Annotated in this window: 8 protein-coding genes; 4 read left to right on the top strand and 4 right to left on the bottom strand. The window is 55.7% G+C overall.

Annotated elements, in window-relative coordinates:
• Positions 1 to 55 precede the first annotated feature (55 nt).
• On the top strand, positions 56 to 6,010 hold the full coding sequence (locus tag ACJ8J4_RS18695; RefSeq protein WP_442516098.1) for a DUF637 domain-containing protein: 5,955 nt from the start codon (positions 56 to 58) through the stop codon (positions 6,008 to 6,010).
• Entirely contained in the window at positions 6,007 to 6,390 is a 384-nt protein-coding gene (locus ACJ8J4_RS18690; protein WP_043140454.1) for a hypothetical protein, read from the top strand. Before ACJ8J4_RS18695 ends, ACJ8J4_RS18690 begins: the two co-directional genes overlap by 4 nt.
• A 137-nt stretch (positions 6,391 to 6,527) precedes the next feature.
• On the opposite strand, the gene ACJ8J4_RS18685 is transcribed toward ACJ8J4_RS18690, so the two are convergent.
• The 4 genes from ACJ8J4_RS18685 to purM form a co-directional block, all read right to left on the bottom strand.
• On the bottom strand, positions 6,528 to 6,743 hold the full coding sequence (locus ACJ8J4_RS18685; protein WP_043140451.1) for a hypothetical protein: 216 nt from the start codon (positions 6,741 to 6,743) through the stop codon (positions 6,528 to 6,530).
• 196 nt (positions 6,744 to 6,939) lie between these two features.
• Positions 6,940 to 7,491 (bottom strand): spermidine N1-acetyltransferase, encoded by a 552-nt coding sequence (speG, locus tag ACJ8J4_RS18680; protein WP_004941631.1) that lies wholly within the window; start codon positions 7,489 to 7,491, stop codon positions 6,940 to 6,942.
• 113 nt (positions 7,492 to 7,604) lie between these two features.
• The gene (purN, locus tag ACJ8J4_RS18675) at positions 7,605 to 8,243 is read right to left on the bottom strand and encodes a phosphoribosylglycinamide formyltransferase (RefSeq protein ID WP_025303844.1); all 639 of its coding nucleotides are present in this window, start codon (positions 8,241 to 8,243) and stop codon (positions 7,605 to 7,607) included.
• Positions 8,243 to 9,280: a phosphoribosylformylglycinamidine cyclo-ligase gene (gene purM, locus ACJ8J4_RS18670; RefSeq protein WP_025303843.1), complete on the bottom strand. Its 1,038-nt coding sequence runs from the start codon at positions 9,278 to 9,280 to the stop codon at positions 8,243 to 8,245. Before purM ends, purN begins: the two co-directional genes overlap by 1 nt.
• Positions 9,281 to 9,535: 255 nt before the next feature.
• Between purM and upp the strand changes: the two genes are divergently transcribed.
• Together upp and uraA are read left to right on the top strand one after the other, a co-directional pair.
• Positions 9,536 to 10,162, top strand: coding sequence for a uracil phosphoribosyltransferase (gene upp, locus ACJ8J4_RS18665; RefSeq protein WP_004941642.1), 627 nt, complete (start codon positions 9,536 to 9,538; stop codon positions 10,160 to 10,162).
• Between the two features lie 76 nt (positions 10,163 to 10,238).
• Positions 10,239 to 11,528 (top strand): uracil permease, encoded by a 1,290-nt coding sequence (uraA, locus tag ACJ8J4_RS18660; RefSeq protein ID WP_016926727.1) that lies wholly within the window; start codon positions 10,239 to 10,241, stop codon positions 11,526 to 11,528.
• Positions 11,529 to 11,563: the final 35 nt, after the last annotated feature.

Here is an 11,563-nt window from a genome sequence, read left to right as displayed (position 1 = left end):
GCACATAGCAGGAGCGCCTCGGCGTTCAAAACAACATCCTTTCGAAGGAATGAATATGGATAAGCTCAATCATCCGCTGGCGCGGGGCGCCAGCTATTTGCTGATCTACCTGACGGCTTTCCAGCCGTTGCACCCGGCGTTCGCCGCCGGCATTACCGCCGCTAACGGCAATACGCAGGTGGTTATCAAGCCGGGCAACGTACCGGTGGTGAATATCGCCACGCCGAACGGTGCGGGCATCTCCCACAACACCTATAAAGATTTCAACGTTGGGCCACAGGGTGCCGTATTGAATAACGCCACACACGGCGGCAAAACGCAGCTGGGCGTGGAGATCTACAGCGCGCAGGGCAACACCTACCTGAAGGGAAAACCGGCGGAGTTGATCATCAATGAGGTGATCGGCGGCAGTCGTTCCGAGTTGCAGGGTAAACTCGAGGTATTCGGCAACAAGGCCAACGTGATGATCGCCAACCCGAATGGCATCACCTGCGACGGCTGCGGCTTTATCAACGCGCCGGGCGTGACGCTGACCACCGGCAAACCGCAGTTCGACAAGCAGGGCGCGCTGGAAGCGCTGGAGGTGAAAAAAGGCGGCGTCACCATCGGCGGTAAAGGGCTGGACGGCAGCGGCGCCGACTATGTCGATATCATCAGCCGCGCCACCGAGTTGAACGGCAAAATCAATGCACAAAATCTGTCTCTGACTCAGGGCGCCAACCGCATCAGCTTCAAGGACGGCAGCATCAAACCGATCGCCGGTGAAGGCGCTAAGCCCCAACTGGCCGTGGATACCAAAGCGCTGGGCGGCATGTACGCCAACAAAATCCGCCTGGTGGCCAACGAGGATGGGGTGGGGGTGAACCTGAAAGACCTCACCAGCAAACAGCGGGATATTACGCTGAGCGTTAACGGTAACCTGGTGCTTAACGGCACCACGCACAGCAAGGGTGACCTCAATGTCAGCGCCAAGGGATTGCACATTACGCGGGGTGCTGTCGTGCAGGCGGACGGCAACGCCACGCTGGCAGCAACGACGCTGGTGAATGACGGGCAAACCAGCACCAGCGGCGATATGCGCATCTTCGGCGACCATATCCGCAACGCCGGGGAAAACGCCAAGTTGCACGCCAATAAAAATATGTGGATCCAAAAGGATGCGCAGGGCAACAAGGCTAAATCCGTCGAGAACCGTTCGGCGAAAATCCTGACCAACAGCGGCGATTTAGTGATACGCACGGAGAGTTTGAACAACGTTCGCCAGCAGTTCGCCATTTCCTCCAACAACGCGCCGAAGGACAACAAGGATATCGATCGTTGGTTGGCTGATGGTGTGTACGAGGGGCAATTTGATTACCAATTTTTTGATTATTTGGCGGACTTTGAAGATAAAAATTTCACCTGGTTGGGACACGTCGATTTCAAAAAAACGCCCTGGGTTAACAGTGAACGCGCGCGTTTTACCGTAGTGACCGACAGCCATCCCGCAGAAATCATTTCAGGGAAGAATGCCTACATTAATGCGTCGGAGCTTTGGAACCACGTCAGCACAATAAAAGCGACTAACGATCTGATTTTAACTGGTAATAATCTGGGCGTGCGCAGTGAAATGACGGGGGACATGAACGACTATGCACTGTTCGAACCGAAAGTGCCGAATCCTAACGTTGTTCTGGGACATAAATGGCAGGATCAGAAATCGTCGATCCCGGAATATGTCATTTATGTCAGAAAAGGCGGGCAAAAGAGCTGGTCGGCTTCTGGCTATCCGGCCTCAGCCATGTTGGCGGGCGGCAATTTGGTTGCGGATTTTAAAAATCAGATAGAAATTAAAACTTCGACGCCGGCGGGAAATCAGCTTAGTGAGGTGGTGGCTTCGGGACGGCCTGACTCACTGGTAGCTCACAACATTGTGCTGCATGCGGGACGTGTTATCAGTACCGATAAAATAAACGCGCGTAACGACCTGACTGTGGTTGCCGATGATGTGTTTTACACCGACGGTGCTGAGCTAACTGCGGGCAAGAGTCTGAACGTTGCAGCAGTGAATGAGCTGGATGCCCGTCAAAGCTATCTGAAGGGACATCATGTCACTTTGACCAGCCGCAACGGCAACGTCAAAGTGCACACTGTACCTAGCCCGCGCTATTTCGGCGTCGATGGTGCCCGCTGGCTGAGCCAATTGAATGCTGCCGGGGACTTAACCTTAAATGCCGGGCAAGGTATTTATCTACGTAACACGCACTTCGCGCCGCAAAGCCAAAATATTGCAATGACGGCGAACGGCACTGTTTCGATTGTCAGAAATGACGAGGCGTTGAATAACGATCGTTTAGCGCAGAATTTATCTCCTGAACAACGACAAACGCAGTTCAACCAACTGCTAAATGCCGGACAGTTGAACGCCAGTGGTTCAGTGCTGCTCAACAGCGGCGGTTATCTGGCGTTGCGCGGGACGCACATTAAAGCAGGTAAAGATGTCACGCTGTTGGCCGGCCATAATGCCGATCTGAACTATCGCGAATTGGGGGAGCAATTTAGTCGCTTGTTCCCCTCTTCCCGCACGCCTGAACTGGGTAGCCGGGTACACGCCGGCGGCAATTTATTGATTAACTCGGCCCGCGACATCGGCACACAGGGCGGCGCGCTCTCCGCCAACGGTAATATCACGCTGCTGGCCGGGCAGAATCTATGGTTGTCGAATCTGGCCTATTCCGCCATTGATGCCGCCAACGACAACAACAAAGACGATCGCCATGTGGTCACTACCCTCAGCGCCGGGAAAAACCTGACCGCGTCGGCGAACAACCAACTGCTGACTTACGGCGCCAAGCTGACTTCCGGCGCCAACATGACGCTGACCTCCGGCGGCGATATGCGCTTCGAGGCGGTGCAAAACCACACTTACCGCGAGAGCGGCAACGAGTTCACCGAAACCCTTACCCAGCAAGGTACCGAGCTGAATGCCGGTGGCCTGATGACGGTGATTGCCGGCGGCAGCATTCTATTCCAGGCGACCAAGCTGGTGGTTAAAGGATTAGGAGCGAACTGGAAATCGCCGGTGGCGGTGACGGATTGGGGGAGTCGTATTGCGTCGGCGGAGCAGGCGGTTAGAAATGCAGAGCAAAATGTCAATCAAAAACAGAATGTGCTGAACAACGTTAGAAATACGCCTGAAGGCTTGTTACTCGATAATCCAGCTCAGCATCCTATTTCATACAAGCACAGTAGTTCTGTAACGATACCGGGCACGGGGACTTATCACCTCGATATGGGGAATATTGAAATAAAAACCCGTTCAGATCTGGATAGATTGCTTAATGAGGGAGGAAAGGCATTTGACCCATTCCCTTATGGTGTCGATCCTGCGGAAACATCCGGTGATGGTTATGAGATTGCGCTGGCAATTCGAAAAAAGACGATAGATGAATATGAAAATTTGCGTCAACGCATAATCAAAAAAAAGAATGAGATATACGCAGCCCAACAAGCATTGAATTCTGTTGATAGTGAAAAGGTAAACGCAAATAGGAAATTAGTTAGCGTTCGACAGGAAGCCCAAGCTAAACATGCGGAAGAAACAAGGCTGAAAGCCTATGCCGACGCCCACAACCAGGCCGAAGCCATGCGTGTCGGCAATATGGATATAGCCGCCAAGGGTGGCTATCTCTACGCCCAGGCGATGGAGGAGTCCAGCCACTACGAGAAAAAGGAAACCAAGCGCAAATGGTGGGGTAAGAAAACCGAGGTTAAGCAGACCCGCCATGACGTGACCAACAAGGTTACCGAGTTTACCGCCGCAGGCAATATCACGCTGATGAGCCGCGACGACAGCACCTATGAAGCCAGCAAAATCGCCGCCGGGCAAAACGCGCGCCTGACCAGCTCCCGTGGCCAGGTTAACTTCCGCGCGGTGAAAAACACCTCTTTCGAACAGACCGTCAGCAATTCGAAAGGCTTCTTTATCAAGCAGGCCAATAAAGGCTACGAAGACAATAAGTGGGTGCTGCCGAGCATTCATACCGGTGGAGCCCTGACCGTGGAAGCCGCCAAGGGCGTCAGCGCCGATGTGAAGGTGAAAAACGGGCAGGCGCTGCAAAGCGCCATCGACGCCTTGGGCAATACGCCGGGCACCACCTGGGTCAAAGATCTGAACAAGCGCAACGACGTGCAGTGGAGCAAGGTCAAAGACGCTTACGACAGCTGGGATTACAAAAGCCAGCACCTGAACCCGGCGGTGGCGGCGGTGATCGCCATTGCGGCCGCGGCGGTGACCGCGGGCAGTTCATTGGCGGCTACGGCGGCTTCCAGTGTTTCCGGCGCCGTAGGCGGCGGGGCGATAACCAGCGGCGCAGTCACCGCTGGTATGTCTTCTTTGGCCTCTCAGGCGGCGGTGGCGCTGGTGGAGAATCAGGGCAACCTGTCGAAAACCCTGCAGGCGTTGGGCCGAAATGAAAACGTCAAAGCGACCGCCACGGCGATGGCGATCGGCGGCGCGCTCAATGGCTTCGACAGCGCGATGGGCTGGAGCAAGGACGCGGCGGGCAAACCGCTTAACCCGAACAACGTCAAACTGCCGCAGCTGAGCAACGGTGACTGGAGCAAGGTGGCGCAGCGGGTGGCCGGGCAGTCGGTCATCAGCTCCAGCCTGAATACCGCCATTAATGGCGGCAGTTTCAAAGACAACCTGACCAATGCGCTGCTGGCGAACATCGGCAGTCAGGTTCAGGCCGAGGGCGCCAACCTGATTGGGGATAACGGTCAGGTTCTCGATATACCGGGCCGGGCCGTAAGCCATGCCGTTCTGGCGGGCGTGGCCGCAGAAATCGGCAAGGGCAATGCCAAAGGCGCGGCGGCCGGGGCGCTGGCGGCGGAGCTGGCCGGGGTGATCATCAATGATAATCTGGTCAGAAGTGAAGGTTGGCAAGAGCGTCAGGCTCAGATCAGCCGCGTAGCGGGCGCCTTTGCAGGGGCCATCGTAACTGCCAAAGCCGCAGGTGCCACCAGCGGTGCAAATGCGGGGGAGTTTGTCGAACGCTTCAATCGACAGCTGCATCAGGAAGAACTCAACGCGATTAAAGAGTTGGCTAAGGGCGACAAGGAAAAAGAAGCGCGTCTGATGGCGGCTTCATGCCGAAAAGTAGCTTGCACCACGCAAGAGGCGTTGAGCTCAGACGAACGCAAGCAGTTTGAAGCCCTGATGAATAAGTACCCGTCAACGCGGGATGAAGACGGTCTCATCGCCAACTACTGGGTACAAAAAGAGCGTCAGCGCTTCGGCAACTATCCGGCGTTTGCCGGCTATGACAGCGAAAAGTTATTCACGTATGATTTGGGCGACCAGATAACCGACGGCCAGCTGTTTGCTCGCAACCAGCAGATAGAACAAATCAGCAAGTTGACTGGGTGGTCGCCGGACTGGGTGAATGCCTCGGTGATGGCGGTCTCTATTGCCAGCACATTTGCCGGTATGGGTAAAGCAAACGTCGGCAACCAATACCTGTCATCCAAATTGGTAGGCCCAACCAGCGCCTGGAAAGGGTATCTGGTCAATGAGAAGACCGTTCAACAGGCGGCTGCGTTCAGGCAGCAAGTGCTGGATGCTAGGGCGCCATTTGCGGAAAAAATCCGAAAAAAAGGAAATGCAGCTGTTGCACAAATCGATGTTCCTGGTATGCCGAAAACACTTGCGGCACACAGCAGGATAGCTAAAGCAGAAAAAAGTTTCATAGGTGATGGAAACCAAAACTTTAAATATGAAACCATTAAAAGTTCTGATGGTATCCTCATATCTAGGAATACAGATTCAGAGTACAAAATTCTGGACAACCTGGCTGATAAGTTAGGTAACAATGTATCAGCTGAGGGGAGAGTCACCATTTTCACTGAACGTGCTGCATGTGATAGCTGCTTGGGTGTCGTAGAACAATTTCAGAAAAAATACCCTGGAATAAAAGTAGAGGTTCTCGACAATAACGACGTAATGCTGATCCCTGGGAGATTGAAATGATGGATGAAGAACGCATGACTTATGAAGAATTGCGAGCTGAGTATTTAGATTGCTTTTATAGCTGTTGTAGAAGTCACATTAATGCTTTTAATAAAAATGGTACGACCTGGGAGTACGGTATTGAAGAAATAGGGTATGCATCTTATCAATACGAAAATGCACAGTTATCGCCTGTGGAAATGTTAATGCTGAAAGTGTTTACACTCATCCTTATAGCCGGTAGAGGGCCAAAAGATGTTGAGAATAATTACCGAAACTCAATTTCTTCCATTTTGGAAAAAACAAACCTTGAATCTCTAATTCAAGGTATTGGCGAAGATGAAAAAAGCGATTTGCTTTATGATATGGAGTTGCTTGGATTGCTTGAGAAGCCTGAGTAACCTCACCGCTCCCAACAGTTTGAGGTTAGGCACGCTTTGCTCATGCAAATGAGCCAAGGTAAAAAGTACCACTATAGGCCACGGTTGACGGAAATCTAACACCCATATGAACGGCTCTTCGGAGCCGTTTTCTGTTTTTAACGTCCCCGCCCCGAAACCCGCAACACTACCCCCACCAGCAGCAACGCAGCCCCCGAGGCATAGAGCGGGAACCAACGCGTCCACCAGAGTGAGGAAAACAGCGGGGTGCTATTGGGATCTGCGGAGGCGTAGCCGCTATAGGTATTCAGGCCGGCGGCGATGGCGAGCATCGCCAGGCCGATAAAAAGCAGCAGGTTTGAGACGGTCGTCATGGCATTTTTCCTTTGTAGAGGCAGAGGGTAATTCTTACTATTAATTATTGTTCGATTAATTATCTCGGGAAATATTATTTATTTTCGTATTCATCAGGCTATTTCCTGACGATAAAATAATATGCCTTAATACTAGCCGCTTATTTCCCAATAAAAAACCCGCCTGGGCGGGTTTTCTCTTTTTTCTCGCGAATTGTCACTTCACCAGCGGCTTATCATTGGGCGTTTTGAACTTCGCCAGGTATTGCGGCTGGAAAATGCACATGCGCAGCACGGTGCGGTATTCGCCGTTGACGAAGAACTCGTCGATCAGTTCGCCTTCCACGTTGAAGCCCAGCTTGCTGTAGATGTGGATCGCCTTCGGGTTCTCCTTATCGACGATCAGGTACAGCTTGTACAGGTTCAGCACCGAGAAACCGTAGTCCATCGCCAGACGGGCGGCGGTGCTGGCGTAGCCTTTGCCCTGGTGGGCAGGATCGATGATGATCTGGAACTCAGCGCGGCGGTGGATGTGATCGATCTCCACCAGCTCTACCAGGCCGACCTTGGCGCCTTCGTGCTCGATGATAAAGCGGCGCTCGCTCTGATCGTGGATGTGTTTGTCGTAGAGATCGGAAAGCTCGACAAAGGCTTCGTAGGGTTCTTCAAACCAATAGCGCATGACGCTGGCGTTGTTGTCCATCTGGTGGACGAACGACAGATCGTCCCGTTCCAATGGGCGTAACCTGACGCTGGCAGTGCTGGACATGTGGGCTCCTCTGTGCCGTGAAATTGTGCAAAGTATAACTTCACAGAATGGATGAAGGCGAAAAAAAACGGCGCCGCGTGGGCGCCGTTTAGGCAAGGTTCAGGCTGCGCGCATCAGTCGGCGGCGTGACCCTGCTCAGGCAGGCGTTCGCCGTCCAGCCAGGCGGCGCCATCGCGCATCGCCAGGCGACCGTCGACGAACCAGCTCACCACCAGCGGATAGATCGTGTGTTCCTGGGTTTGCACCCGTTCAACCACGTCATCCTCTCCGTCGTCAGCGAAAATCGGCACCTTGGCCTGTAAAATCACCGGGCCGCCGTCGAGCTGTTCGGTCACGAAGTGCACCGAGGTGCCGTGTTCGCTGTCGCCGTTGTCGATGGCCTGACGGTGGGTATGCAGACCCGGGTATTTCGGCAGCAGGGAAGGGTGGATGTTCAGCATGCGGCCGGCATAACGCTGCACGAACTGCGGGCTGAGGATGCGCATGTAGCCGGCCAGCACCACCAGATCGGGCTGGTGCTGGTCGATGGCGTCCGCCAACGCGGCGTCGAACGCCGTGCGATCGGCGTAGGCCTTGGCATCCAGCGCTTGGGCGGCGATGCCCGCCGCTTCGGCGCGTTGCAGGCCATAAGCCTGCGCCTTGTTGCTGAACACCGCCACGATTTCAGCGGCGATGCGGCCCTGCTGGCAGGCGTCAATCAGCGCCTGGAGATTGCTCCCCTGGCCGGAGACCAACACCACGATCTTTTTCATCAGTTGATGACCACTTGTTGTTCGTCGGAAGAGGCGGTCAGTTTACCGATTTTCCACGCTTTTTCACCTGCTGCGGTCAGCAGCGCGATGGCCGCTTCCACTTCGGCTTCCGGTAGGGCGATGACCATGCCTACGCCGCAGTTGAAGGTGCGGTACATTTCATGACGGCTGACGTTACCGGCCTGCTGTAGCCAGGTGAACACCGCCGGCCACTGCCAGCTGGCTTCGTCGATCACCGCCTGCATGCCTTCCGGCAGCACGCGTGGAATATTTTCCCAGAAGCCGCCGCCGGTGAGGTGAGCGATGGCGTGTACGTCCGCCTTCTCGATCAGCTCCAGCACGGACTTCACGTAAATTTTGGTCGGCGCCAGCAGGTGGTCGGCCAGCGGCTTGCCTTCCAACTGAGTGGCGGTCGGATCGGTGTTGCTCACTTCCAGGATTTTGCGCACCAGCGAGTAGCCGTTGGAGTGTGGGCCGGAAGCGCCCAGGGCGATCAGCGCGTCGCCGGACTGCACTTTGCTGCCGTCGATGATCTCGGATTTTTCGACCACGCCGACGCAGAAACCGGCCACGTCGTAGTCTTCGCCGTGGTACATGCCCGGCATTTCAGCGGTTTCGCCGCCCACCAGCGCACAGCCAGACTGTTTGCAGCCCTCGGCGATGCCGGTGATCACGCTGGCCGCGGTGTCCACGTCCAGCTTGCCGGTCGCGTAGTAGTCGAGGAAGAACAGTGGCTCGGCGCCCTGAACCACCAGATCGTTGACGCACATCGCCACCAGATCGATGCCGATGGTGTCGTGGCGTTTCAGATCCATCGCCAGACGCAGCTTGGTGCCCACGCCGTCGGTACCGGAAACCAGCACCGGCTCGCGGTATTTCTGCGGCAACGCACACAGGGCGCCAAACCCGCCCAGACCGCCCATCACTTCCGGGCGACGGGTCTGTTTAACTACACCTTTGATGCGATCTACCAATGCGTTGCCTGCATCGATATCGACACCTGCGTCTTTATAGCTGAGAGAGGTTTTGTCGGTCACTGCGCGATTCCCCACGACGATTTGCGGTTTGAAAACTGTGCTTCCGATGTTGATTCCGGAATAAGGCGCGGCAATTCTAACAGCGCAGGCAAACGTTTGCGAGCGGCTTGTGAACCGGCTCCGCTTTTTCGTCATCTATACTGATATTCAAACTTTTGTTGATCCCGATCGGGCTATTGTGGGTGGCGCGGCGAAAAAAAGGAGGTATAATCCCGCGATTTTTTTGGCCGCAACCACCTTAATAGGAGAAAAATGATGAAGATCGTTGAGGTGAAACACCCGCTGGTAAAACACAAGCTTGGCCTGATGCGTGAAAATGACATCAGCACCAAACGCTTCCGTGAGCTGGCCTCAGAAGTGGGTAGTTTACTGACCTATGAAGCGACCGCCGATCTGGAGACGGAAAAAGTCACCATCGAAGGCTGGTGCGGGCCAGTTGAAGTGGATCAGATCAAAGGGAAAAAGATTACCGTAGTGCCAATCCTGCGCGCAGGTCTGGGCATGATGGAAGGGGTGCTGGAGCACGTGCCGAGCGCGCGCATCAGCGTGGTGGGCGTATACCGCGACGAAGAAACCCTGGAGCCGGTGCCGTACTTCCAGAAGCTGGTTTCCAACATCGAAGAGCGCATGGCGTTGGTCGTCGACCCGATGCTGGCCACCGGCGGTTCGATGATCGCCACTATCGATCTGCTGAAGAAAGCCGGCTGCCACAGCATCAAGGTGCTGGTCCTGGTCGCAGCGCCGGAAGGTATCGCCGCGCTGGAGAAAGCGCATCCGGACGTTGAGCTGTACACCGCCTCCATCGATCAGTGTCTGAACGACAAGGGCTACATCGTGCCTGGCCTGGGCGATGCGGGCGACAAGATATTTGGTACTAAGTAAACATTTGAGCCGACTTAACGAGTCGGCTTTTTTTTGACTAAAACCTATAAAACCAATAAACCGAGGAAAAGCACACATGACCCGTCGCGCCATCGGCGTCAGCGAGCGCCCGCCGCTGCTCCAGACCATTCCGCTCAGCTTCCAGCACCTGTTCGCCATGTTCGGCGCCACCGTGCTGGTGCCTATCCTGTTCAAGATCAACCCGGCGACCGTGCTGCTGTTCAATGGCATCGGCACGCTGCTGTATCTGTTCATCTGTAAAGGCAAGATCCCGGCCTACCTCGGCTCCAGCTTCGCGTTTATCTCGCCGGTGCTGCTGCTGTTGCCGCTCGGTTACGAAGTGGCGTTGGGCGGTTTCATCATGTGCGGCGTGCTGTTCTGCCTGGTGGCGCTGATCGTGAAAAAGGCCGGCACCGGCTGGCTGGACGTGATGTTCCCGCCGGCGGCGATGGGGGCGATCGTCGCCGTCATCGGGCTGGAGCTGGCGGGCGTAGCGGCCAACATGGCGGGGCTGCTGCCGGCGGAAGGCACCAGCGCCGATTCGACCACCATCACCATTTCGCTGGTGACGCTGGCGGTCACGGTGCTCGGTTCGGTGCTGTTCCGCGGCTTCCTGGCGATTATCCCGATCCTGATCGGCGTGCTGGTGGGCTATGCGCTGTCGTTCTTCATGGGCGTGGTGGATTTGACCCCGATCCGCGAGGCGCACTGGTTCGCGCTGCCGACCTTCTACACCCCGCGCTTTGAGTGGTTCGCCATCTTCACCATTCTGCCGGCGGCGCTGGTGGTGATCGCCGAGCACGTCGGCCACCTGGTGGTGACCGCCAACATCGTGAAAAAAGACCTGATCCGCGATCCGGGCCTGCACCGCTCGATGTTCGCAAACGGCATCTCGACGGTGTTCTCCGGCTTCTTCGGCTCCACGCCGAACACCACCTATGGCGAGAACATCGGCGTGATGGCCATCACCAAGGTCTACAGCACCTGGGTGATCGGCGGCGCGGCGGTGCTGGCGATCCTGTTGTCCTGCATCGGTAAGCTGGCGGCGGCGATCCAGGCGGTGCCGGTGCCGGTGATGGGCGGCGTTTCCCTGCTGCTGTACGGTGTGATCGGCGCTTCGGGCATTCGCGTGCTGATCGAGTCCAAAGTGGATTACAACAAAGCGCAAAACCTGATTTTAACCTCGGTGATCCTGATCATCGGCGTGAGCGGCGCCAAGGTGCACATCGGCGCGGCGGAGCTGAAAGGCATGGCGCTGGCGACCATCGTGGGGATCGGCCTGAGCCTGCTGTTCAAGGTCATCAGCCTGTTCCGCAAGGAAGAAGAGGTGCTTGACGCGCCGGACGAATCGGCGGAGCAGAAGTAACGAAAAGGGCAGCCCTGGGGCTGCCCTTTTGACTT

It is taken from the genome of Serratia sp. CY47280 (assembly GCF_052168655.1).
GTDB lineage: Bacteria > Pseudomonadota > Gammaproteobacteria > Enterobacterales > Enterobacteriaceae > Serratia > Serratia bockelmannii.
Note: the sequence above shows the minus strand (reverse complement) of the source record. Positions and strands in the feature narration are given on the sequence as shown.

Excerpts from the sequence above, each read along its gene's own strand:
- ACJ8J4_RS18695 (WP_442516098.1), top strand. The coding sequence starts at position 56 with ATGGATAAGCTCAATCATCCGCTGGCGCGGGGCGCCAGCTATTTGCTG.
- ACJ8J4_RS18690 (WP_043140454.1), top strand. The coding sequence starts at position 6,007 with ATGATGGATGAAGAACGCATGACTTATGAAGAATTGCGAGCTGAGTAT.
- ACJ8J4_RS18685 (WP_043140451.1), bottom strand. The coding sequence starts at position 6,743 with ATGACGACCGTCTCAAACCTGCTGCTTTTTATCGGCCTGGCGATGCTC.
- speG (WP_004941631.1), bottom strand. The coding sequence starts at position 7,491 with ATGTCCAGCACTGCCAGCGTCAGGTTACGCCCATTGGAACGGGACGAT.
- purN (WP_025303844.1), bottom strand. The coding sequence starts at position 8,243 with ATGAAAAAGATCGTGGTGTTGGTCTCCGGCCAGGGGAGCAATCTCCAG.
- upp (WP_004941642.1), top strand. The coding sequence starts at position 9,536 with ATGAAGATCGTTGAGGTGAAACACCCGCTGGTAAAACACAAGCTTGGC.
- uraA (WP_016926727.1), top strand. The coding sequence starts at position 10,239 with ATGACCCGTCGCGCCATCGGCGTCAGCGAGCGCCCGCCGCTGCTCCAG.